General features: G+C 64.3%; 21 protein-coding genes. 3 read left to right on the top strand and 18 right to left on the bottom strand.

Annotated elements, in window-relative coordinates; all coding sequences use genetic code 11:
• Window positions 1-8: 8 nt before the first annotated feature.
• The 17 genes from LMJ29_RS16440 to LMJ29_RS16520 all read right to left on the bottom strand — a co-directional run bounded on the left by LMJ29_RS16440 (window position 9) and on the right by LMJ29_RS16520 (window position 17,746).
• Window positions 9-1,271, bottom strand: a complete 1,263-nt coding sequence (locus tag LMJ29_RS16440; RefSeq protein WP_319942230.1) for an amidase — start codon at window positions 1,269-1,271, stop codon at window positions 9-11.
• 975 nt (window positions 1,272-2,246) lie between these two features.
• The gene (locus LMJ29_RS16445; protein WP_229606601.1) at window positions 2,247-2,438 is read right to left on the bottom strand and encodes a 4-oxalocrotonate tautomerase; all 192 of its coding nucleotides are present in this window, start codon (window positions 2,436-2,438) and stop codon (window positions 2,247-2,249) included.
• Window positions 2,439-2,493: 55 nt separating this feature from the next.
• Window positions 2,494-3,288: a 2-oxo-3-hexenedioate decarboxylase gene (gene dmpH / locus LMJ29_RS16450; RefSeq protein WP_229606602.1), complete on the bottom strand. Its 795-nt coding sequence runs from the start codon at window positions 3,286-3,288 to the stop codon at window positions 2,494-2,496.
• On the bottom strand, window positions 3,288-4,322 hold the full coding sequence (gene dmpG / locus LMJ29_RS16455; protein WP_229606603.1) for a 4-hydroxy-2-oxovalerate aldolase: 1,035 nt from the start codon (window positions 4,320-4,322) through the stop codon (window positions 3,288-3,290). Before dmpG ends, dmpH begins: the two co-directional genes overlap by 1 nt.
• An 11-nt stretch (window positions 4,323-4,333) precedes the next feature.
• The gene (locus tag LMJ29_RS16460; RefSeq protein ID WP_229606604.1) at window positions 4,334-5,272 is read right to left on the bottom strand and encodes an acetaldehyde dehydrogenase (acetylating); all 939 of its coding nucleotides are present in this window, start codon (window positions 5,270-5,272) and stop codon (window positions 4,334-4,336) included.
• 14 nt (window positions 5,273-5,286) lie between these two features.
• Window positions 5,287-6,069 (bottom strand): 2-oxopent-4-enoate hydratase, encoded by a 783-nt coding sequence (gene dmpE, locus LMJ29_RS16465; RefSeq protein ID WP_229606605.1) that lies wholly within the window; start codon window positions 6,067-6,069, stop codon window positions 5,287-5,289.
• A gap of 111 nt (window positions 6,070-6,180) precedes the next feature.
• On the bottom strand, window positions 6,181-7,641 hold the full coding sequence (locus LMJ29_RS16470) for a 2-hydroxymuconic semialdehyde dehydrogenase (RefSeq protein WP_229606606.1): 1,461 nt from the start codon (window positions 7,639-7,641) through the stop codon (window positions 6,181-6,183).
• 38 nt (window positions 7,642-7,679) lie between these two features.
• The gene (locus LMJ29_RS16475; RefSeq protein WP_229606607.1) at window positions 7,680-8,603 is read right to left on the bottom strand and encodes a catechol 2,3-dioxygenase; all 924 of its coding nucleotides are present in this window, start codon (window positions 8,601-8,603) and stop codon (window positions 7,680-7,682) included.
• A gap of 20 nt (window positions 8,604-8,623) precedes the next feature.
• Window positions 8,624-8,941 (bottom strand): 2Fe-2S iron-sulfur cluster-binding protein, encoded by a 318-nt coding sequence (locus LMJ29_RS16480; protein ID WP_229606608.1) that lies wholly within the window; start codon window positions 8,939-8,941, stop codon window positions 8,624-8,626.
• 605 nt (window positions 8,942-9,546) lie between these two features.
• On the bottom strand, window positions 9,547-10,461 hold the full coding sequence (gene feaR / locus LMJ29_RS16485) for a transcriptional regulator FeaR (RefSeq protein WP_229606609.1): 915 nt from the start codon (window positions 10,459-10,461) through the stop codon (window positions 9,547-9,549).
• A gap of 691 nt (window positions 10,462-11,152) precedes the next feature.
• Entirely contained in the window at window positions 11,153-12,640 is a 1,488-nt protein-coding gene (locus tag LMJ29_RS16490; protein ID WP_229606610.1) for an aldehyde dehydrogenase family protein, read from the bottom strand.
• Between the two features lie 291 nt (window positions 12,641-12,931).
• Window positions 12,932-13,450: a cytochrome C gene (locus LMJ29_RS16495; protein WP_229606611.1), complete on the bottom strand. Its 519-nt coding sequence runs from the start codon at window positions 13,448-13,450 to the stop codon at window positions 12,932-12,934.
• 20 nt (window positions 13,451-13,470) lie between these two features.
• Complete coding sequence (locus tag LMJ29_RS16500) at window positions 13,471-13,992, bottom strand: methylamine dehydrogenase light chain (RefSeq protein WP_229606612.1); 522 nt, start codon at window positions 13,990-13,992, stop codon at window positions 13,471-13,473.
• Window positions 13,993-14,007: 15 nt separating this feature from the next.
• Window positions 14,008-14,613 (bottom strand): methylamine dehydrogenase accessory protein MauD, encoded by a 606-nt coding sequence (gene mauD, locus LMJ29_RS16505; protein WP_229606613.1) that lies wholly within the window; start codon window positions 14,611-14,613, stop codon window positions 14,008-14,010.
• 3 nt (window positions 14,614-14,616) lie between these two features.
• Complete coding sequence (locus LMJ29_RS16510) at window positions 14,617-15,156, bottom strand: MauE/DoxX family redox-associated membrane protein (protein ID WP_229606614.1); 540 nt, start codon at window positions 15,154-15,156, stop codon at window positions 14,617-14,619.
• 12 nt (window positions 15,157-15,168) lie between these two features.
• Entirely contained in the window at window positions 15,169-16,266 is a 1,098-nt protein-coding gene (locus LMJ29_RS16515) for an amine dehydrogenase large subunit (protein WP_377655671.1), read from the bottom strand.
• Between the two features lie 1,000 nt (window positions 16,267-17,266).
• Window positions 17,267-17,746: a MarR family winged helix-turn-helix transcriptional regulator gene (locus LMJ29_RS16520; protein ID WP_229606615.1), complete on the bottom strand. Its 480-nt coding sequence runs from the start codon at window positions 17,744-17,746 to the stop codon at window positions 17,267-17,269.
• Window positions 17,747-19,275: 1,529 nt separating this feature from the next.
• Here LMJ29_RS16520 and LMJ29_RS16525 point away from each other — a divergent pair.
• From LMJ29_RS16525 to LMJ29_RS16535, 3 genes are all read left to right on the top strand, one after another.
• Window positions 19,276-20,745, top strand: a complete 1,470-nt coding sequence (locus LMJ29_RS16525) for a spinster family MFS transporter (protein WP_229606616.1) — start codon at window positions 19,276-19,278, stop codon at window positions 20,743-20,745.
• A gap of 321 nt (window positions 20,746-21,066) precedes the next feature.
• Window positions 21,067-21,387, top strand: coding sequence for a DUF2388 domain-containing protein (locus LMJ29_RS16530; protein ID WP_229606617.1), 321 nt, complete (start codon window positions 21,067-21,069; stop codon window positions 21,385-21,387).
• Window positions 21,388-21,445: 58 nt separating this feature from the next.
• Window positions 21,446-22,099, top strand: a complete 654-nt coding sequence (locus LMJ29_RS16535; RefSeq protein ID WP_229606618.1) for a M23 family metallopeptidase — start codon at window positions 21,446-21,448, stop codon at window positions 22,097-22,099.
• A gap of 85 nt (window positions 22,100-22,184) precedes the next feature.
• Here LMJ29_RS16535 and LMJ29_RS16540 read toward each other — a convergent pair whose 3' ends face one another.
• The gene (locus LMJ29_RS16540; RefSeq protein ID WP_229606619.1) at window positions 22,185-23,876 is read right to left on the bottom strand and encodes a sigma-54-dependent Fis family transcriptional regulator; all 1,692 of its coding nucleotides are present in this window, start codon (window positions 23,874-23,876) and stop codon (window positions 22,185-22,187) included.
• Window positions 23,877-23,925: the final 49 nt, after the last annotated feature.

Below are 23,925 nucleotides of genomic sequence, written 5' to 3' on the forward strand. Positions count from 1 at the left end.
CGCTCGCCTCACTCGTTGTGTTTATTGTTCTGAGCGGCATCAGCCGCCATTTGCATCATCAGAGCAGCCGCGAAAACCACCTCGTCGGCGTGCTTGCGACCTACCAACTGAATTCCCACCGGGCGGCCATCAACTTCAAAGGGAACAACCAGCGCCGGATGACCGGACAGGTTGAATGGCCGCACCAGGGCGGTCATGTTCAGATCCATCTCACCGGCCAACGCGTCCTGCAGAGCCATCGGGCTCTTGGGCAGCGCCGGCATGACCAGCACATCGCAGGCATCCAGCAGCCGATCCACTTCGGCGCTGAAGGCCAGGCGTACCTGCTCGGCCTCATGCACTTCTTCGGCGGAGGTTTCCCCCGCCTTTTTCAATCGCGCCGCCACGTCTGCGCCCAGCTTGCCGCTGGCCAGCCACTCGGCGCCCGCCTGGGCGGTTTCCGCATTGATCACCGCCAGACCGGCGGCAAAGGCCTTGTCCAGCAGCGGCAGTTCAACCGCCGCCAGGGGCAGATCCAGAGCGTCCAGGTACTGCTTCAGCGCCGCGGCCACCTGCGGCTGGGCGCAGGTATTGGTGACCAGCGCAAAGCGCAGCGGGGCGGCAGCGGCGATGGGGCTGAACGAGGGGTCGATCGCCTGCTCGGCGAGCTGCAGGGTCTGCAGATTCGCGGCGAAGGGGCCGACGCAATCCAGCGACGTACTCGCCGGCCAGACCCCGGCGCGGCTGACGCGACCGAAGGTCGGCTTGAAGCCGAACACGCCGCAGCAGGCTGCCGGCACCCGAACGGAACCGCCGGTATCCGTGCCCAGCGCGTAGTCGGCCAGGCCGGCGGCGACCGCGGCGGCAGAACCGCTGGAGGAGCCGCCGGGAATCAGATCCGGATAGCGTGCATTGAGGGGCGTGCCGGCGTGGCGATTGATGCCGGTGACCCCGAAGGCCAGCTCATGCATCACCGCCTTGCCGATCACCCGGTGGCCGGCCATCAGCAGATGCTCGACCACTTCGGCGTGCTGCTCCGCGGGGCGGGCGTCTTCACACGCCCTGCTGCCCAGGCGGGTCGGCATCCCTTCGATATCGATGGAGTCCTTGATGACGACCTTGAGCCCTTCGGGGGCGCCCAGCTCACAGTGGGAGACCAGCATTGTCATTTCGAATCTCTTGTAATCATTGTTTTCCGGGCAGTCCCGAGCGACCGAGACCGCCCTAAAGCTGAGCAGAAAATTACACGTATCACTTGAATCGTCAACCTTTTTCCGGCGAGAAATCCGCACGAGAACGTCATCTCACGGCCATCTCTTATGGGTCGCCGAGGAGCATAAATTCCTGAAAATTGACAATAAAATGGGTAATGCCAAGGAAAAACGTCGAAAATAGGAAACCCTGCCCATCCGACAACCGGTTACGCACGCCAGAGCCGCTGCAAAAAAATCAAACCAACTCGGGTGCGCAGGAGGGCGTCCAGGGCTCCTCCCCGCCTCGCCTTGGTCGCGCCTGCGCCGAGCGATGCGAACGCCGATGGCAGGGGGCTGCCCGAAAATTCCCACGGGCACGCTCGACGTTATGCCCGGCTGCATGGCCCTGCCCTCGCAGGTTCTGCGCCCCGCATGCCGCAATCGGCGTCAGCTGGCCGCAGCAGCGCTCCGCTCTATCGGCCGGTGGTGCGAGGTGGCGCGCAAGGTGTGCGGGATAGGCCTGGGATTCGGCGCCGGCAACCGCGCCCGGAGGAGGAAGGGCCGGTCGCCGAGGCCCTGCGCGGCTGGATGTTCGGCCAGCGGCAGGCGACAGGGTGATCGCCAAGGCGCGCGACTGCCGCGCCCGGCAATGGACGACCTTGGGGTGCTATCCGGAAGAGGTTACGTGGCTGGTGACGACAGCCGGAGGGGGAGCCAGATCCACCGGGAGCCGGGGGCTCGAACCGGCCGCTCACCTGCGCGCAGCGGTCCACAAGAAAAGGCTTTGCGGCACCGTGTCGATGCCGCTGGTCCATCCAGCGCGCTTGGAGGGGCCCGATCCGTAGGCCTGGTTGAAGCGGATACTCAGCCGCCCGTCGACGCGGAAGGCCGGCGCATGGGCCGCGCCGCTGCCGTACAAGCGGGCATCCGCCGGCAAGGGATGGCGCCGTACGGCTACGCTGCCTGCTTATCGGCCACCGCTCTTGCGGCGGTTTTTCTGCCTGGATCGGTGCCGGGGATCGGCAGACCCAGGCTGCTGCGCCGATGAGCCACCCGCCGGCGAACTCGCCGCCACTAGGGGCGCGTCTTGCCGACCGGCTCGCCGGCGATACCCCAGTGACTCTTCGGCACCTCGGTGATCAGCACCCGCACGCGGTCGATAGGCGAGTCGAGGGTGCGTGCCAGCGCCTCGCTGACCTCGCGGATCATCGCCGCCTTCTGCTCGTCGCTGCGGCCTTCCATGATGTGGACGTGGGCAATGGGCATGGGAAACCTCCTGGCAAAAAGGCCCCGGCCGGAAGCCGGGGCGAAAGGGCAAGCTTTAAACGAAACGGGCGGACACGCTGCCCAGGCCCTGATAGCGCACGGTGACGTTGTCGCCCGGCTCGACCGCCACCGCGGCGGTGATGCCGCCGGTCATGATGAAGGTGCCGGCCGGAATGTGCTCGCCGCGCTCGGCCAGCAGGTTGGCCAGCATGGCCACGCTGGACAGCGGGTGACCGAGCACCGCGGCGCCGGCGCCGACCTCCACCACCTCGCCGTTCTTCTCCATCACCACGCCGAGGGTGCGCAGGTCGACGTCCGCCAGGTTGGCCATCCGGCCGCCGGTGATGTAGCGGGTCGAGGAGGCGTTGTCGGCCACCACGCTGATCAGGTCGAACTTGAAGTTCTCGTAGCGCGAGTCGATCACCTCGACGGTGGGGATCACGTAGTCGATCGCCGCGATCACGTCGCCGATGTGGCAGCCCGGACCCTGCAGCGGGGCCTTGGTGACCACCGAGATCTCCGCCTCGATCTTCGGGTGGATCAGCTTGGCGCAGTCGACCACGCCGCCGTCCGGCACGCTGAAGTAGTCGGAGAGGAAGCCGTAGATCGGCGTCTCCACGCCCATCTGCGCCATCTTCGCCCAGGAGGTCAGGCCCATCTTCAGGCCGACGGTCTTGTTGCCGCGGGCCTCCTTGCGGCTACGGATCTCCCACTGGATGTCGTAGGCGTCGGCGAAGGTCATCGCCGGATAGTCGTTGGTGATCTTCGGAATGTCGTGGACGTTCAGTTCGGCGCCTTCGACGTATTCGGCCAAGGCCAACACCTGCTCGTGGGTCAGGGTACGGTTCATCAGTTGTGCTCCTTACGGGCGGCCAGCAGGTCCAGCGCCACGTCAATGATCATGTCTTCCTGGCCGCCGACCATGCGGCGGCGGCCCAGCTCGACGAGGATGTCGAGGGTCTTCAGGCCGTACTTGGCCGCGGCCACCTCGGCGTGGCGCAGGAAGCTGGAGTAGACGCCGGCGTAGCCCAGCCCGAGGGTCTCGCGGTCGACGCGCACCGGACGGTCCTGCAGCGGACGCACCAGGTCGTCGGCGGCGTCCATCAGCCGGTACAGGTCGGTGCCGTGGTTCCAGCCCAGGCGCTCGGCGGCGGCGATGAACACCTCCAGCGGCGCGTTGCCGGCGCCGGCGCCCATGCCGGCGAGGCTCGCATCGATGCGGTCGCAACCCTCCTCCACCGCGGCGATCGAGTTGGCCACGCCGAGGCTGAGGTTGTGGTGGGCGTGCATGCCGGTCTGGGTCTGCGGGTTCAGCACCGCCTTGAACGCGCGCATGCGGTCGCGGATGTCGTTCATGTTCATCGCGCCGCCCGAGTCGGCCATGTAGATGCACTGCGCGCCGTAGCTCTCCATCAGCTTGCCCTGCGCGGCCAGCTGCTCGGCCGGGATCATGTGGCTCATCATCAGGAAACCGACGGTGTCCATGCCGAGCGAACGGGCGTACTCGATGTGCTGCTTGGACACATCCGCCTCGGTGCAGTGGGTGGCGATACGCACGCTGCGGGCGCCGGCGTCATAGGCGGCCTTGAGGTCGTGCACCGTGCCGATGCCGGGCAGCAGCAACACGGTGATTTTGGCGTGCTCGATGACGTCCGCGGCGACCTCGATCCACTCCAGGTCGGTGTGCGCGCCGAAGCCGTAGTTGAAGGAGGAGCCCTGCAGGCCGTCGCCGTGGGTGACTTCGATGGAGTCCACCTTGGCCTCATCCAGCGCGCGGGCGATGTCCTGCACGTTCTGCAGCGAGTACTGGTGGCGCACCGCGTGGCTGCCGTCGCGCAGGGTGACGTCGGAGATGTACAGCTTCTTGCTCGGGTCGAAGGTCATGGCGCTTCTCCTCAGCCGTTGATCATGGAAAGCGCCATGCGCTCGGCGGTGGCCAGCGCGGCGGAGGTCATGATGTCGAGGTTGCCGGCGTAGGCCGGCAGGTAGTGGGCGGCGCCCTCCACCTCGAGGAACACCGAGGTCTTCAGGCCGGAGAACTTGCCATGGCCGGGGATGGTCAGCGGCGCATCCTCCGGAATCACGTCGAACTGCACCTTCTGCTTGAGGCGATAGCCCGGCACGTAGGCCTGCACGGCGGCAGCCATTTCCTCGACCGAGGCCTCCACTTTCGCCTGGTCGACCGCTTCGGACAGCACGAATACGGTGTCGCGCATGATCAAGGGCGGCTCGGCCGGGTTCATGACGATGATCGCCTTGCCCCTGGTGGCGCCGCCGATCACCTCGATGGCCTTGGAGGTGGTCTCGGTGAACTCGTCGATATTGGCGCGGGTGCCGGGGCCTGCGGATTTGCTGGCGATCGAGGCGACGATCTCGGCGTAGTGCACCTTCGCCACGCGCGAGACCGCGGCGACCATCGGAATGGTGGCCTGGCCGCCGCAGGTGACCATATTGACGTTGGTCGCGGCGAGGTTGTCCTCCAGGTTGACCACCGGCACGCAGTACGGGCCAATGGCCGCCGGGGTTAGGTCGATCAGGCGAATGCCGGGCTTGAGCGAGCGCAGGAAGGCGTCGTTCTTGACGTGCGCGCCCGCGCTGGTGGCGTCGAACACGAAGTCGATGTCCTGGAACACCGGCAGGCGGGTCAGGCCTTCCACGCCTTCATGGGTGGTGGCGACGCCCATCCGCGCGGCGCGCGCCAGGCCGTCGGAGGCCGGGTCGATGCCGACCATGGCGCCCATTTCCAGGTGCTGGCCATGGCGGAGGATCTTGATCATCAGGTCGGTGCCGATATTGCCGGAGCCGACGATGGCAACTTTGAGTTTCTTGCTCATGTTCGGGCCCCCGATCAGGTGAAGCGCACGCTGGCGCTGCCGATGCCGCCGATCTCGACGCGCATGAAGTCGCCGGCCTTGACCGGCTCCAGCGGCACCAGCGAGCCGGAGAGGATCACCTCGCCCGCCTTCAGGCCGATGCCGAAGCGGCCCAGGGTGTTGGCCAGCCAGGCCACGCAGTTGACCGGCGAGCCCAGCGCGGCGGCGCCGGCGCCGGTGCTGATCTGCTGGCCGTTCTTCTCCACCACCATGCCGCAGGTGACCAGGTCGACCTGGCGCGGGGAGACGGCGTTGTCGCCGAGGATGAACAGGCCGCAGGAGGCGTTGTCGGCCACGGTGTCCTGGATCCTGATCTTCCAGTCCTGGATGCGCGAATCGACCACCTCGAAGCAGGGGATCACGCACTCGGTGGCGGCCAGCACGTCGGCGTTGGTGACGCCCGGGCCCATCAGGTCCTTCTTGAGGATGAAGGCGATCTCGCCCTCGGCCTTGGGCTGGATCAGCCGCTCGCTGATCGGCATGGTCGCGCCGCTGCTGAACACCATGGCGTCGGTCAGGTAGCCGAAGTCCGGCTGGTTGACGCCGAGCATGGTCTGCACCGCCTTGCTGGTCAGGCCGATCTTCTTGCCGATGATCCGCTCGCCGGCGGCCAGGCGGCGCTCGAGCATGCGCAGGGAGATGGCGTAGGCGTCGTCGATGGTCAGGTCGAAACGGCTGGTCAGCGGCGCTACGGGCTCGCGGGCGAGCATGGCGTGGTAGAGCTCGTCGCCGAGCTGGTTGATCAATTCGATATTCATGCGCAGGGTTCCTGGGGATGACGGAGTCCGCGGGCCGAACGCCAGCGGACCGGGGCCGGCGAGGCGGAGCGCGCCGGCTCCCGCTCCTCGCGGCCGTGATTCATGCGGGCCTTACAGCTTCACGCAGATGTTTTTCAGCTCGGTGTAGAACTCCAGCGAGTGCACCCCGCCTTCGCGGCCGATGCCCGACTGCTTGGCGCCGCCGAAGGCGGTGCGCAGGTCGCGCAGGAACCAGCTGTTGACCCAGACGATGCCGGCCTCGATCTGTCCGGCGACGCGGTGGGCGCGCGAGGCGTTCTCGGTCCAGATCGCCGAGGCCAGGCCGTAGGGCAGGCTGTTGGCCAGCTCGATGGCTTCCGCTTCCGTATCGAACGGACGGATGTGGCAGCACGGGCCGAAGATTTCCTCGGTGACCACCGCCGAGTCGTCGGGCAGGCCGGTCCAGATGGTCGGCTGCACCCAGGCGCCGCCGGCCAGGTGCGCCGGCATGTCCGGCACGCCGCCGCCGGTGACGACGGTGGCGCCCTCGTCCTTGGCCTTCTGGTAGTAGCTGAGGACCTTCTCGCGGTGCTTGTGGCTGACCAGCGAGCCGAAGTTGGCGCTCGGGTCGTTCGGCTCGCCGATCTTCAGCGCCTCGGCGCCGGCCTTCAGGCGGGCAACGAACTCGTCGAAGATCGGCCGCTCGACGTACACCCGCTCGGTGCCCAGGCAGACCTGGCCGCAGTTGGCGAAGGCCGAGCGCAGGGTGCCCTCAATGGCCTTGTCCAGGTCGCAGTCGGCGAACACGATGCCGGCGTTCTTGCCGCCCAGCTCCAGCGACACCTGGCGCACGCCCTTGGCGGCGGCGCGCATGATGGTCTCGCCGGTGCCGGTCTCGCCGGTGAAGGTGATGGCGTCGACGTCCGGGTGGGCGGTGAGGAAGGCGCCGGCCGAGTTGCCGCCGAAGCCGTGCACCACGTTGTACACGCCGGCCGGCACGCCGGCGGCGTTCATCACCTCGCCGAGCAGCGCGGTGGTGGTGGGGGTTTCCTCGGACGGCTTGACCACCACGGTGTTGCCGCAGGCCAGCGCCGGGCCGACCTTCCAGGTCATCAGCAAGAGCGGCAGGTTCCACGGGCTGATCACGCCGATCACCCCCTTCGGCCGGCGCACGCCGTAGTTGAGCGCGCCGCTGCCGTCCGGGGTGGCCATCTCGAAGGCCTCGGTCGGCACGTTCTTGACCAGGTCGGCGAACACCTTGAAGTTGGCGGCACCGCGCGGGATGTCGATGTGCGAGGCCAGCGACTTCGGCTTGCCGGTGTCCAGGCACTCGGCCTCGAGGAACTCGTCGAAGCGCGCGGTGATGCCGTCGGCGACGCGATGGAGGATCTCGGTGCGCTCGGCCACGGTCATCCTGCCCCACGGGCCCTTGAGCGCGGCGCGGGCGGCCTTGACCGCGGCGTCGACCTCGGCCTCGCCGGCCTCGTGGATCCTGGCGATCACCTGGCCATTGACCGGGTTGACGTTGTCGAACAGCTTGCCGCTGGCGGAGCCGACGTATTCGCCGTTGATGAAGTGCTTGATCTCTTTCATGTGCGCAATCTCGGGTAACTGGGAAGACAGAAGGCGAATCAGGTCAGGACGGTGAGGAAGCGCTCGTTGAGCTCGCGGTCGTGATAGAAGATCGCCTTGCCCAGCTGGTCGGCGGTCCAGGTGACCGGCGGGTGGTCCGGGTAGTGGTAGTCGCCGCCGCAGAACACCTCGTTGCGGTTGCCGGACGGGTCGAAGAAGTAGATGGTCTTGCCGTGGGTCAGGCCGTGGCGGGTCGGGCCGATGTCGATCGAGGTGTTGGTCATGCTGATCAGGTCGGCGGCGCGCAGTACATCGTCCCAGGTCTCGAGGAAGAACGAGGCGTGGTGGAACTTGCCCGGCTCGGCGTGCTGAATGAACGCCACGTCGTGGGCCTTCATGCTGCAGGTGAGGAACTGGGCGACGCGGTTGCCGGCGGGGTCGATCACCTGCTCGGCCAGGCTGAAGCCGAGCACCTCGGTGAACAGGCGCAGGGTGTCGGCCAGGTTGTCGCCGTAGAGCAGGCAATGATCGAAGCGGGTCGCCTTCATGCCCTGCAGGCCGCGCGGCCAGGCTTCCGGGTTGACCTCGGAAAGGCCCCACTTGCCGGTCTGCTCCTTGTCGGCGAACAGCTCGAAGCAGTGGCCGGACGGCGCCACGAAGCGGATACGGCGGCCGCAGCCCTTGAGCTCGCCGGCCGGAATCTCTTCCAGCGCGCAACCGAAAGCGGCCAGCTCCTCGGTCAGGCGGCTCAGGGTGCCATCGTTACGGACCTTGAAGGCCATGAAGTCCATGCCGGCCTCGTCGGCCTCGCGCAGCACGACGGAGAACTTGTCGACCTCGGTCCAGCCCTTGAGGTAGACGCGGCCCTGCTCGTCGCGGTCGACCTCGATCAGGCCGAGCAGCTCGACGTAGTGCTTGAGAGCCTTCGGCATGTCCAGAACACGCAGTTGTACATGGCCAGGGCGCATTACTCCCTTTTCCATCTCGACACCTCTTGTCTTTGTCATTGTTGTTGTTGATTGGCGGCCGCCCCCTGCGGGGCCAGACGCTCAATGGTCAGGTCGCTCAGCGGATACACACGGCAGGCCAGCACTTCGCCGGCGGCACGCGCCGCGACTGGTACATGCCGGCTGCTCATCGGTCCGCAGCGGTACTCACCCTGCAGCACGCGCACCTTGCACAGCCCGCAGCCACCGTTTCGACAGCCGACCGGCAGGCAACGCTGACCTTGTCGCTCCATGGCCTGCAGCACCGAATGTCCGTCCTGACACTGGAAGCGTTTGCCGCTGAATTGCTCGGTAATCTCGAAAATGTCGTTCATCCGTCGCTCTCGAAGTGCGTGCCGGCCTCGGCCAAGCGCTTGAAGAAAGCGCCGTGGGGAAGGCACCTGAACAGACCTTCCGCTCGCCTCCCCCAACGTGAAACCCTCCACAACACTAGAATATTCACGTGACATGTCAAGTTTTTTGATGCACTCCTGCCCAACGGACGCTCGCGCCTGGAGCCTGGAAGCCGGGCCTCAAACCACTGGATGTGCGCCCTGCCAGGGGCGCGGATCGGGGTGGGCGGCGTGCCGCTCGTTCGCCGCCGGGCTGCACGACAAAGGCGCTGTGCCGCCGGATACGGCAATCCGGGCGTGACGATGGCGAGCGCGAACGGGTCAAGGCGCGCCCTACGATATGGAGAACGGCTCGAGGATTAACCGTTTTTACTCGAAGTCCCTGACGACCTCCGAGGCAAAAAAGCCCACCCAGCCAGAGAAACGGGAAATATCCCGAGCCGGCACAGAAAAGGAAAAAACAGAAAATCCTGAAGAACAGAAACCGTGCAAATCCCACCAATTATTACTTCTAGGCCGACACAGCTTCATCCCGCATGGCGAAACCAGCCATGCGCATTAACGCCATAACTTTAAATTACAAATATTCAAGCGTACCGACGCCGATACTCTCCGGGAGTCACTCCAAAGCAGCCTTTGAACGCGTTACAGAAGTGACTGGCATCCGAAAACCCCCAAGTGTAGGCAAGCGAGGAAATCTTTTGCTCCTTGCACGCGCTGCGAATGCTTTCCGCGCACAACTCCAGACGGCGCTTTCTGATATAGCTGCCAACCCCCAGGCCCTTGCTGGAAAAAACCCGGTACAACCCCCGCACGGAGACGCCTACCTCGCGAGCCAGCACGTCCGGGCACAGTGATTCGGATCGGATATTCCGCTCGATATATTGCAGCGCCTTCTGGAACATTCGCTCATGCATGTCGACGGCCGAATCAGCACCGCTCATTACCGGCCGCAGCATACTGATGACTGCGCTCAGGACGGCATCGCTCTCCTCCTTGGCCATGTTCTCCTGGCGACTTGATTCGAGCACCAGGCGACTGACCAAAACAGCCAGCGGCGATCGGGCGGAAATATGTCGACCGCCGAGGGCGGCGGTATAGCCAACACCCTCCTCCACATAACGCCTCGGCAAAACCAGCGAAAGCTGCCGGGATCTTTCTCCATAAATGAAGGTGCTTGGGCGGGTAGAATCTATCAGTATGATATCGCCCGGCGTGAGAGTGACGCTCCTGTCGCCCTGCTGCATAAGAGCGCTGCCCTGCAACTGGAATCCGGCGTAATAATTGTCGCTATCGCTGCGCGACAGCTCATGCTCGCCGCGGGATAACTGGGCTTGCGCCGCATCGACAATACTCAGATTCAGGGCGCCGGATCTATGGGTGCGCACCGCACCAAAAAAATCGCTCCCGAGGGGCTTGGCAGCGAAGGAGCCACACGCCTGATTTATTCGGCCGATCCACTCCTCAAAGCGAACAGCCTCCATTTTTTTTATAACAGCCATAGCACGCCTCGCAAACTATATCGCCTGAACTGGCGGGCCTTGCTTGCAGCCAGCCAATCCGGCCACACGGCCAGACAACACTCATCACCGGCCAGACCTTGCCTCACCGGCCACACGAATTTCGAAGAAGCGGCGGATACGCATCGACGCCGCAGAACGGCACCCGACTCCGGCGGGGACCACCGGCCTGAAGGTGCACCAACGCCCCTCAGGCTTCGTGGATGCTCGCCATCCTCACGCTCTCGTTTAGCGGGACACCGCCAGGAGCCCGTCCGGGCGCGCAGTCACGATGCGCCCACCCGCGACGATCCAGCCGATCTCGCGCCCACAGAATCTAGATAAATCACGTGAAATGTCAATCTTTTTTCCGAAGCCATTCCCACCCTTCCTCCCAAGCCCTGTCACAGAGCGCTCGCTGACGGCGCCCGCCTGTCGGGAGCGATAACCATGGAAGGATCCCTGGCCCCTTACACAGGATCCCTCAACGCCGACCGATGACCAGTGCGCGACAGCAGCCCGGCGTGCCCCGAACCGCTATGTCGCCCGTGCGGATAGACCGGCTCGCTACAGGCTTGGCCTGCGCCCCCCTGGACCGGGAGTCATTAGGCAACTCGGAAATAAAAAAAGCGCCCTCACGGGGCGCCTTTTATTTCCGCTCAGTAATGGCCAGCCACTACCGATCTTGCCTCTCTCAATACCTGACCACCACCGACTTCAACTCGGTGTAGTCATCAATAAAGGCGCTGCCAAACTCACGACCGATTCCCGACCCCTTGACCCCGCCAAAAGGAACCGCCGGATCCAAGAAAGTATGCATGTTGACCCACACCGTTCCGGCCTCAATCCTCGGCACGAGTCGGAAAGCTTTCGACAGATTGTTGGTCCAGATACTTGCCGCCAGGCCAAACTCACTGTCGTTCATCAGGTCAATGAGTTCTTCCTCGTCGTCGAACGGCAGGAAGCAGGTTATCGGACCGAACGTCTCCTCATGCAGGAGCCTGTCATGCCGGTCTTTTGCCAGGACAATCGTCGGCTCCATGAAGTAGCCAGGCCGATCGATCGGCTTGCCGCCATAGATCACATTGCCTTGATTGCGCGCGTACTCGCAGAACCCCAGAACCTTTTCATAATGCGCCTTGTTGGCCAGGGGGCCGAAATTCACCGCCTCATCCAGCGGCGAACCGATCTTCATCTGCTGAAGACCTTGCACCATTTTCTGGATGACCTCATCGATACGCGAGCGATGGACAAAGATTCGCTCGGGAGAGGCGCAAATCTGGCCCTGGTGGGTATAGGCGCCGAGAATCAAGCCCGCGACAGCCATGTCGACGTCGACGTCCTCGAGCAGGCCGGCCGGATTCTTGCCACCCAGCTCCAGGGTGACACGAGTCAGATTGGCATCCATGGCGTTCTTGCCGACAGCCTTCCCGGTGGGAACGGAGCCGGTCAGAGAGACCTTCGAAATCCCGGGATGCGAGGTCAGGCGCTGCCCCACCACGCCGTCGCCGTTGACGATATTGATGACGCCCTTCGGCACACCCGCCTCAAGGGCAAGCTGCGCGATCCGCAGCAGCGTCAGCGGCGTATATTCGCTCGGCTTAATCACCACGGTGCAGCCGGTGACCAGGGCCGAGGCGATCTTCCAGATGCCGATCATCAGGGAGAAGTTCCAGGGCACGATGCCCGCTACCACACCTACCGGCTCGCGTCGCGTGAAGGCGGTATAGCGCTCACCGGCCATCGACGGGAACGAAGGACTGATGGTTTCGCCGTTGATCTTGGTTGCCCATCCCGCGTAATAGCGCAGGAACGCCGCACTCTGCCCCACCTCGATTGCGCGAGAAACATGGATGGACTTCCCGGAGCACAGGCTTTCAATTTGCGCCAGCTCTTCGCCGTGCAACTCGATCAGGTCGGCAAGCCGGTTCAGCAGCAGCCCCTTTTGCGCAGGAGAAGTCTCCGCCCAAACGCCTTTGAATGCCTTCCTGGCCCTCTCCACCGCGAGATCGACCTCTTCGGCAGTGGCAGAGCTGACCAGACAGATGCTTTCCCCGACTGCAGGGTCGATCGCCGCAATCTTCGAGCTTCCCGCCGAGATATATTCCTGGCCCTCGATAAAGTTGCCATGATCTTTCGAGATAAATTCTTTAACCACGGGCAAGAGATCAACGTGACTCATAATCGAACCCACATATTATGAAAAACAAGATTGAGCCGCAGCGGACCAAGCCGCCCGAATAGCGACGAGGCGCCCAGCCAAACCGTCAAGAACTAACAACAAGAGCCCGGATCGCCAGGAAAGGCGCCTGCGTGGTCATTTCGGATTGAAACGCGGCTCGGACTTGGGCTTGTCGCCGAGCCTCCTGATGTCCACGAAGGCGAGCCAGCTAATAAGCTCGCCGCCCTCGTAATCCTTCGGGGCCTAGCCTGAACATTGCCCGGCCGCCTTTTCGCCCGGATCCTGGCGAACCTAGCGGCTCACCCCATCCTCTATCGCCAGATGTTGCGCGCGCATTCTCTCGATCAGCCCTCGCCTGACCCCGGGCAAATCAAGCATGACCTGGTGACGAACGCTCGCCACCTCTTCTTCCGTATAAGGCTTGAAGTCGTCCGGAACGCTTTTTCCGGCGATCCCGTCCTTATGCATGATCCAGTTCATCAAATCGGCCAACTGGGCATTATTCATAGCCGACTGAGACGCACCTGGCACCCGCACCAGAAACTCACGCCCTCCCTCTACCTTGAGGAAGTTGCCCACGAAGCCCTTCATGTTGGGCGTGTCATTGGCCGCCGAGCCACTCCCGTCGTCGAGGTGGCAGCCGGCACACTGCAGCTGATAGTTCACAGCCGCCCCGTAACCGGCTTGAGCGATAGGTTTCTGGGGCGCCTCGTTACCGGGAGCATGCTTTTGTGCCGGATCGGGAATCGCCCGGGCGAATGCCAGGGGGGCGACGATAGCGAAGAAGACCCCCATCATCAGGTAACGCATATTGCCTCCCCCCAGAACCATCAGGTCGCCATGCCGCGAATAACTGCGACGGTGCAGTGATAAATCTTCGAAGAAGCACCCAGGCACCAGTTCACGTCGTTGTTGTTGAATGGACGGTAGGCCGGTTCCTCACTGTCGTTGCGAGTGCACGCGCACTGCGCACAGCTCTGCTTACCACAGCAGTCGTTGTAGGAAATGATGTAGTCCTTGCCATCGCCCGGGTTGCGGCAGGTGCCGATCCAGCTCACCTGGGACGCCTCGGTTCCCGGCGGGCAGGAGTTGACCGAGCCACCACAGCAGCTGCACAGGAAGCCGTCGACGGAGCAGTAACGCCAGTAGTCGCAGCTGTTGGGATCACCCGGGTCGCCGGCTTTGGGCGCCTCGGCGGCCAAGGCCTTCGAGGTTCGATCGATAGGCAACAGCACCGGGAGAGCCGCCCCCACCACCATCACCGAGCCGAGTCGACCGAGGAAATGACGCCGAGAAGTGGTATCGGCAACGTGACGGGTGGAGCGTTCGAACAGGCGGTCTAGCAGTTTCATGGAAGGCTCCTTTCCTCAATGGTGCGAGTGCGCGTGATCGTGCTGGTTCAGGTACTGCTGCAGGGTGGCGCTGCCCAGGTGCTCGGTCTCGAACAGGCTGTCCAGGTGTTCGCGCGAGTTCACCAGCCCCTTGGCGCGCAATACCCCGGCTTTGTCGATCAGCGCTGCGTAGGGCAACTTGCCGATCTGGTAGGTCATGCCCACTTCCGGCCCCACCACATAGGTCGCACTCTCCAGCTCGTACTCGGCAATCAGGGCTTGTTGAGCCTCCATGTCACCGTCACTCACGTAGACCACCTCGATGCGGTCGCTCTGCTGTTTGGCGATGGACTTGATCGCCGGCAGCAGGGATTTGCAGATCGGGCAGGTTGGCGAAAGGAAGAACAACAGCTGGGATTTTTCACCCGGGTAACCGAAGTTGACCGGACGCCCCTTGCGGTCGGCAGCGGTCACCTTGGGGGCCGGGTCATTGACAGCCACGCCCTTGTCCACCATGAGGGCACCGGCCGGAGCGAGACGCCCATGCAGCACGCCGATCTGGCGCACCAGGCCCATGACAACGAAAGCCAGGGCGACCAGCAGGCCCCAGAGCAGCACATTGGAAACAATCAACGCTTCCATAATTCACCTTCCAACGAGTTTGAGCAGACGCGGACCGTTGGCCATCAGGCCATCGGCGGCGGCGTAGAGGAAAAGAACCACGGCACTGGCCGCGATCACCACGAAGAGATCGAAAACTCCCAGACCTCGATTGTCCGGCGCCAGACTGGCAACCAGGGCCAGCCCCACCAGGACGGCATTGCGTGCCAGCAACACGGCGCGAATCGGCTGGGCCTGATCCGGTCCTGCGCAGCCACAGTCCAGATCGTGGCGCCCCCGCCACAGGTTGATCGCAATGGCGCCGGCATAGAGCGCCAGCAATAGGGCCGCGGCGATACCGCCGACATGGCGACTGACCGGCACCAGCAGGGTGAAAGCCACCGCCATCTCCAGCCAGGGCAGCAGCCGCGACACAGGGCGAACCAGAGCCCCTGGCAGCAACCGATAGTCTTCGACCTGATTGGCGAAGCGGATCGGCGAGCGCAACTTGTGAGTCGCCGCGCTGCCCAATATCACCGCCAGCGCAAGGGCAGCGGCGACCACGTAGATTGGATCGGGTTGCATCAGAGCACCTCGTCAGTGGCTGAGTACCTGGGTCGGCGTCTTGGTAATCTTGTCCATCGTTCCAGTGTGCTTGCCGCTGACCAGATCGAAGATTTCCAGGCCACCATTGATATTGCTACCGAACAACAGAGGCTTGTCATCGGTGGTGGCACGCAGATTCCAAACGGGGTTCGGAGCGTCCAGGGTGCCGATACGCTTTTGGGTTTTCAGGTCATAAACCCAGATAAAGGGAGTCGGATCCTCCCACTTCATGGCCTCGTGAGTGTCATGCATCAATACATAGAGGCGATTCAGTTTCGGCGCGACAGCCATGAGTTGCCAGCCGCCCGGCGCCCAACCCGCCTTCTTGTCGGCCTCTTCCTGCACCAACTCCCAGGCCGGCAGGACCTTCGGTTCCTTTGCGGAAAAATCAATGCCGCGGACCGTACCGGTGGTAGTGGTGAAGTAGTACGTGTCACCGATATTTACCGCACGCTCGACCAGTTTCTCGGCATCGGGGTCGAAGAACTTCGTCTGATTGCGCGAAACTTCCTTGCCCGCATCGTCGAGCGTGATGAGCTGGATGTTGCCATTCCCACACAGCGACGCGATACGACGCTCTCCTACCGGATAACTGAGAACGCAACCGGGAATCGCCAACTCGCCGACAACCGACTTGCTTTCGGCGTTGACCACAGTGATCGAGGTCGACGGAGTAAAGTTGTATATATAGACAAATCGATCATCGGCGCTGGTGCCGATGCTATAGCGCTGGGTCAGCGACATCGCACGCTTGGAAGGAATAGTCACTTCCCAGGCGGGCGACAGCGTGCTGGTGTCCCAGGCAGTCAGAACATCCGTGCGAACGCCATAGGTGCCACGCGAATAGAACAGGTCGGCGGTATAAAGCGATTTTCCGTCACGACTCAAGGTGGAAGGCGCCGTGAAGCCGGTGCTGACCATCCCGAGCATACGTTTCTGCTCAGGGTCCACCACGACTACCCGCCCGGTAATCATGTTCTCGAACTCTACATCGACTATATAGGCGCGATGAGGCTCAGGAGGGAAAGGAAGGGTCGTCTTGCCGATGGTTTCCGCGGGTAAATCCGCGTACGCATGACCAACTCCCATCAACGCCACGCCAAGGAGGGTAGAGACCCGCGCAAATTTTCTGACTATCCGCATTTTTATTCCTATTATCATCGATGGATGTCGAAGTGCAGTCTTCTTGGCCACCAATGTAGCGGTCATCACCGTGCCGGGCATTGCGGTTTCCTGCCAAACAGTTGCATCAGCCTGACAGGCATCCTGCGCCTCCGTGCCAGGGATGAGTTCCCGGGAAGTCATGCACTACCGAGCCTTCATCAACGGATGCGCGACGGCACGATCCCGCAGAATTCAGCCCGCACGGCGCTACCCTGCGGCGTATCGGGCATCACGTGCGGTACGAAAAGGATGAAGGGCGGGATGCTGGACGCCGGAGTGGCGTGGCGCGGTTTGCCAGGGCGGCGGGAGCGCAGGATCGGTGGTGGATCAGCGCTTGGGTGGCTCGCGGGGCGACCGAACGCTGGGTCAGGCGCTTGGGCGCTTAGTCCTTCGAGCCCTGGCGCACGCCGCGGTCATCGCCACGCTCGGGTCGGCATAGGCTCGCTGCACGATGATGGACATCGGCATCCCGTGGTGACCGTGAGGCACCTACGCCGTGGACAGTGAAGGGGGTTCGCTGCGGGGGTGCGGCCCGATCCGCGCTTGCGTTCAGGGCCGCCAGCCTGCGAAAGCGGTGTAGGCAGCCCGCCGCACGCCGAAGGAGCGGAAATACGAGGGGGAGCCAGTGGCTCCCCCGTTCGGTAAATGAGGACGACGACCTCCAGCTAATGGCTAGCGCCGCTTCCTTACACCTTGCCGGAGGATGTGGGTACTCGCCCACCAGCCCCGCCTGGCTGTGCTCCCTGCGCCTCGCTTTTCTCGTCCCTGCTGGCGCGGCCTCGACAGTCCTAGGAATGCAGGCCTTTCCACCCCAGCAATGCCGCTCGGAAACCTGCTCATCGCAAAGCGCGTTGCCGGGCGGTCACGCGAGTGGAAATCACCTGCCGCTGCGCTGGCAACAATGCGCAACGAGCAGCAGCAGCGGTCAGTCGGAAAGCGTCTTGAGGTTACCGTACAACCTCTCCAGCAGCATGTTGGTGCGCTGGACTTCAGCCGAGGTCAGCCCCTTGAAACTGCGACGGAATAGATTGCTGAGGGAACCGCGAATCTGCTCGAGGCTTTCCAAACCCTTATCGGTCAAGGAGACCAGGGTAACTCGACCATCCTCGCTGGAGGTCACCAGATTCACCAATCCGTCATCGCGCATGCGGTAGACGATCTTGGTGGTAGTCGGCAGCTTGGCCACGGCCTGAGAGGCAAGCTCGGAAATGCTGAGTTCGGAATGCTCCTTCAGGATCATGATAATGCGCCAGCGCGGCACATCCATGTCCACACGCTTGAGCAGTCGCTCCATCTCCTGGCTATACAGCGCATTGATCTGGGCAACCCAATAGAAAGGAAACTCGCGGCGTTTGAAATTCTCGCTCAGCGGGTCGTACATATCGAACTTGCGTTTAGTGGTCATCGAACTACCAGCCTCCAGCGGTGCCCAACCATTCGGGTCGACTAAGGGGCATATGGATTTTTGAAATCATTCTTGTAAGTGTCCGCGCCATTTCCGGATCCGGGTCCGGCACGAAAAAACCGAGACGGAATGGCAAGGCTTGAGGTGCGATCAAAAAGCGTGCGCTCTCGGGGGACGGGAACATTTCCGCTGCGGCTTTCACGTTTTCCCCCAAGGTCAGGAGTCTTTTCTTATCGGAGCCAGTGTACCGCAACCGGTCATCCTCATGTTTGACGAATCGCTGCGCGAGGTTCGGGGGAATGACCAATAAGCCGGAGGAGATACCTCCGCCCACGGTGTCTGGAGGTCGAGCGTATCGAGACGCCGCAAGCGAACGACGAGGTCATCCCAGCGAGCTCCCGCGAGCTGAGCCGGCTGCTGGATGATTGCACCTGCGGGGCGCTCGTCCCCCTTCAAATGGCCTGCGCCGGGATTATCCCTGGCGCGATTTCCATGCCCGCCCCTCCCCGGCGACTGCACAGCGCTAAAGCAGACGGCGGCGTGTCGAAGCCCTCCTCGAACTGCCCGCGGCACGGCCGCGGTGAAGCGTGCCGCGAGCCGGCGGCCGAGGGGATTGTGGCGCAGCAACTGCGCCTATCTGCTCCCGCAATTCGAGTCCCCCGGCACGGGTTGGAGAGGGTCACAGGCACCCCGCCGGCTCGCCGATCGGTTGCATCTGAGCCTAGCGTTCCCACGGGCGATGGCCCGGGGTTGGCGCTTGCGCGCGCTTCGGGCAGACGACGGACGCCCCAATATTTAGTTGACATTTCACGTGATTGGTAAGATTTTACGACCCGACAGCAATAGGCGGCAGTGACTGCAACAGGCCGGTTGGGCCATGACGGGAGGAGCACCGCCCGCGATCGCATACCCCGTGAGGAACAGCCGTTGCCGGCGCTCGAGACCGCCATCCAGGTCGAAGGCTCCCCGGAGGCAGAACCAATCCCGGACCTGCCAGGCCATTGCCGGTAGGCACTCGGCGCTGCGGACTCTGGCGGCGGCTCGGTAGCAGTCGAGGAGTACGCCGTTGAGGACGCCAAGGGCTACATCGGCGCGCCGGGCAATCATCGTTCGCTTTGGGCCGATACCCGTCAGGCAATACCGAACGCCCCGCCGATGATCAGGGCCCACACCCTGGCCGAGCAAAGACGTTCCTTCGTGCTGCTGCTGGTGTGGAGCCTCGCGCAATCGTAGCGCTTTGCTCGATGGCGACGACTTGCAGGCGGATGTGGAAATCAGCGATGCAAGCGCCGAGAGGAAAACGCACGGCGACGGTCGCTCTTGATTCGCGCGCCGCGCCCTGCCGGCGGGATGACGACCTGCGGTATCGACGGCCGCAACGGGCTAGCCGCACTCGGTCAACGCCCTACTCAGGCCTCGGCCGCCCAATGGCTGCTTGCGGCCGGCTGTCGAATGGAGGGAGTTCGCCCCTCTCCTCAGGCAGGCCTGACGGCCTGTCGTACCGATAAAAACAAGATGAGGGTTTCACCATGACAATTGTCCACCAACCCCCGCGGCCGACCACACTTCCGAGCGCCGCTGCCGGCGCCGCGGGAAATACGGCGCTGGAGACTGCCCTGCCGAGCGAGCCGAAGGCTGCCATCGACATCGAGAAAGCCCCTCAAGCCAGCCCTGCGGATGCGCCTCGGAAAAGCTTCACCTACGAGTGGTACGTGGTCTCCATCTGCATGGTGGCCTACATATTCTCCTTCGTTGACCGCCAGATCCTGGCGCTGATGATCGAGCCGATCAAACGCGATCTCGGCCTGTCCGACATCCAGTTCAGCCTGTTGCACGGGCTGGCGTTCTCGTTGTTCTACGCCTTCATGGGCATGCCGATCGCCATGCTCGCCGACAAGTTCTCGAGACCCAAGATCATCGCCATCGGTGTGGGTTTCTGGAGTCTCGCCACCGCGCTGTGCGGGACCAGCAAGAACTTCCTGCAGATGTTCCTGGCCCGCATGGGGGTTGGCGTCGGCGAAGCGGCGCTGTCGCCGGCCACCTACTCCATGCTCAGCGACATGTTTCCCAAGGAAAAACTGGGACGCGCGGTGGCCATCTACTCCATCGGTTCCTTCATCGGTGGCGGGGTGGCATTCCTGATCGGCGGCTACGTCATCGATCTGCTGAAGAACGTGGGCACCGTGGCGGTGCCGGTACTGGGTCAGATGCGCGCCTGGCAGGTGACCTTCTTTATTGTTGGCCTGCCTGGCCTGGCGGTGGCCCTGCTGATCTTCCTGACCGTTCGCGATCCGCAGCGCAAGGGCCTCAAGCTGGATGCCGGTGGCCGGGCGCGCAAGGCATCGCTGGAAAGCACCCTCAAGTTTCTCGCCCAGCATCCGGAGACGTTCTTCTGCCACTACCTGGGCTTCTCGGCCTACGCGATGGCCCTGTACTGCATGCTCAGCTGGGCACCCGCCTTCTACATGCGCAAGTTCGGCATGACGCCGAGCGAAGCCGGCTACACGCTGGGCATCATCGTCCTGCTGGCCAATACCAGCGGCGTACTGTTCAGCGGTTGGCTGATCGACAAGCTGTCGAAGATGGGGCGTGCCGACGCGCCGCTGCGCGCCGGCGTCATCGGTGCCGCCGGCTTGCTCCTGCCCGGGATCCTGTTCAGCCAGGTCGACGAACTCTGGCTGTCCCTGACCTTGCTGGCACCGGCGATGTTCTTCGTGTCCTTCCCCTTGTCGACCTCGACCGCGGCGATGCAGATCCTGCCGCCGAACCAGATGCGTGCCCAGGTATCGGCCGTATTTCTGCTGGTCTCCAACCTGATCGCCGTGGGCTTCGGCACCACCCTGGTGGCGATGCTGACCGATACCGTGTTCAAGTCGCCCCTCATGGTCGGCTCGTCGATGTCGATCGTGAATGGCGCGAGCACCCTGGCGACCCTGATCCTGCTCGGCCTGGGTTGCCGCTACTATCGCGAAAGCCTCACGCGCGAAGGGATCGACTGAGTTTTCCCCCTCCCGCTGCGGGTCAGGGCAGGCTCACGCCTGTCCTGTCCCACATGGCGAACGTCGCCCTGCGCAGCGCCCGCTGTTCGACTTCCTCCGCCGTCACCTACCTCTCTCCCGGCCGCGCAGCGGTTTGCCAATTCCGCGGGCCGACTGCGCGTCCTGCCCGCGCTGTTCCGCAGCGTGAAGCAGCGAGTCCCGGGCTGCCTCGCATCCGGCAGCCGTCCGCGACACTGACGGGCGGCACCGGCCGCCGGGAATTCCGCGCCGCTATACGACTCCAACTCTATAGGCCGTTTTGGCCATCAGAGGGTCACCGCCATGCGCTGCAGACTGCTCGTTGCTTCGCTTGCGTTATGCCTGCCCATTGCCTCGGCACTGGCCGGCAAGATCGATGCGGAAGACGCCGCCACCTCGGCAGGGATTTCCGCTTCGCTGTATTCCACCTTCAAGGACGACAAGATCGTCGTCGCCGCCAAGGACGATGCCAGCAGCTTCATCGCCAGCGGCGGCACCATCCGCGGCGCCTACCTGGAAGCCGCGCTGCAGCAGATCCGCAGCGAGCATCCCGGCCTGCAGGCGAGCGACCGGGAACTGGCCGCCGCCATTCTCGCCCAGCCGGACGACCCCACCGCTCGCTGAGCCTCGCAACCACCGCCACCCATACCAGGGATGGCCGGGTGGCGCTGGCCGATAAGCCATGCCCGCCTCGTTCGCACTCATACCTCATGCCCTGGTACGCCCATGCGCCGCGGCGCTGGGCGCCCTGCTGCTGGCCAGCGCTCCGATCCCGGTGCCGGCGCAGGGCCTCGCCGCCATCAGCGCAAGCCGTGCGGCCGCCGGATGTGATGCCAGAAGTTCTGTCGCGATGGCCCCTCCCGCCGCTTCGCCCACCCAGGCGTGCGCGTCGCTGCTCGCCACTGCGCGCTTGATCGTCCCGGTCGCCGGGGTCGCGCGCGCCAGCCTGCGCGACTCCTTCGACGAGGGCCGCGGCGGGCACCGCCACGAAGCGATCGATATCGCGGCGCCGCTGCGCACGCCGGTCATCGCCGCCGGCCCCGGCCGCGTCGCCAAGCTGTTCGAAAGCGTGCCGGGCGGGCTCACCGTCTACCAGTTCGACCCCGAGGAGCGCTTCGCCTACTACTACGCGCACCTCGACGCCTATGCGCCCGGATTGCACGAGGGCATGCAGCTGCAGCGCGGCGATCTGCTCGGCTATGTCGGCGTGACCGGCAACGCGCCGCCCGGTGCGCCTCACCTGCACTTCGCCATCTTTCGCCTGGGACCGGAGAAGCGCTGGTGGCAGGGAGAGGCGGTCAATCCGTACCCCTTCCTCGGAAACGCCAGCCCCTGAGCCCCGCGCGGACCTGAACGAGCTTGAGCGCCACCTGCGGTCCCGGCGATCAAACGCGATCGGTCGCCGGGAAAGGCCCCCGACGCTAGCCCTGTGCCTCCTGGCCGCCCTCGCCGCCCGCCTGCTTGAGCCGGTAGGCCAACTGCCGACGGGTGATGCCGAGCAGGCGCGCGGCATGGGTGAGATTGCCGTTGGCGCGGCGCACGGCCAGCTCGAGCAGGCGGTTCTCGTGGGCCTGGAGGTCGAAGTGGTCGTCGAGCAGGCTGTCGTAGAGCTGCTCGCGGCGCAGCTCCTCGGCGTTGCCGACCTGGCCCTTGCCGTCGACCGGGACCCCCTGCGGCGTGGCCGGCGCGCTGCCGGCGAACAGGTGCTCCAGCTCGATCTGCCCGCCGGAGGGCGCCAGCAGCACGGCGCGCTCGACCAGGTTCTCCAGCTCGCGCACGTTGCCCGGCCAGTCGTAGGCCATCAGCGCCTGCATGGCGCGGTCGGTCACGCCGTTGAGGATCTTGTGGTAGGTCGGCGCGTACTTCTCCAGGAGCGCCTGCACCAGGATCGGGATGTCCGACTTGCGCTCGCGCAGCGGCGGGATGGCCACCGGATAGGTGGCCAGCCGGTAGTAGAGGTCGGCGCGGAAGCGCCCGGCGGCGATGGCCTGCTGCAGGTTGACGTTGGTGGCCGCCACCAGGCGCACGTTGACCTTGCGGGTCTTGTCGTCGCCCAGGCGCTCGACCTCGCCGGTCTGCAGCACGCGCAGCAGCTTCACCTGCGCCGAAGGCGACAGATCGCCCAGCTCGTCGAGGAACAGGGTGCCACCGTCGGCGCGCTCGAAGCGGCCGGGGCGCGACTGCTGGGCGCCGGTAAAGGCGCCCTTCTGCACGCCGAACAGCTCGGACTCGATCAGATCGTTGGGAATGGCCGCGCAGTTGACCGCCACGAACGGCTGGCCGGCGCGGTCGCTGTTCTCGTGCAGCCACTGGGCGAACACTTCCTTGCCCACTCCGGTCTCGCCGAGCAGCAGCACGGTGATCGGGCTGCGCGCCGCCTTGCTCAAGAGGTCGAAGGCGGTGCGGAACGCCGGCGAACTGCCGACCAGCTTGCCGCTGGGCATCTGCTCGCGCTGGCGGCCGCGCAGTTGCCAGAGTTCCTGCGCCAGTTCCTGGTAGGCGGTGTCCATTTCCGCCGGGCGGCAGTATTCGAGGTAGGCGTCGTCGCCCCAGGCCTCCACCGGCTTGCCGACCATCCGGCACTGGTGGTCGCCGCGGCAGGTGCAGGCGGTCTCGCGGAACACGATGAAGCGGCGGAAGAAGCGGGTGACGTAGCCGGAGGCATAGCCGGACAGCGTCCAGCAGGCGGTGTCCTCGCCGATGCCGTACTGCTGCAGGTGGGATTCGGCCTCCCAGGAGTTCTCGCAGACCACCTCGCCGAAGAAGGTGCCCTGCTCCCAGTCGATATCCGCCTCGATGATGGTCGATTTGACCAGTCCCTCGAAGGCGTGCAGCTCCGGGCCGATCTGGAACACGTCGTAGTTGTCGCCGGCGCCGAGCAGCTTGGAGGCGCGCTCGGCGTCCTCCTGGCCGGCGGCGAAGCCCATGCGGAACAGCAGGCCGTGGGCCCGCTTGGCGCCGAGCGAGTCGTACAGCTCGCGGCGCAGGGCACCGAGCGCCTTGGCGTGGAGCAGCAACATGCGGCTCTCGTCCAGCCAGATCTGCCCGGCGTCGATGTTGAAGCGCAATCTCGAGCGCAGGTTGAAGCGCTCGATCACGCGTTGTCCACCCATGTCTTCTCTCCCGACCGGCTCGCGAACGGGCAAGGCTCGGTGTGGCAGC

This window comes from Pseudomonas oryzagri (genome assembly GCF_020831405.1).
Classification (GTDB): Bacteria; Pseudomonadota; Gammaproteobacteria; order Pseudomonadales; family Pseudomonadaceae; genus Geopseudomonas; species Geopseudomonas oryzagri.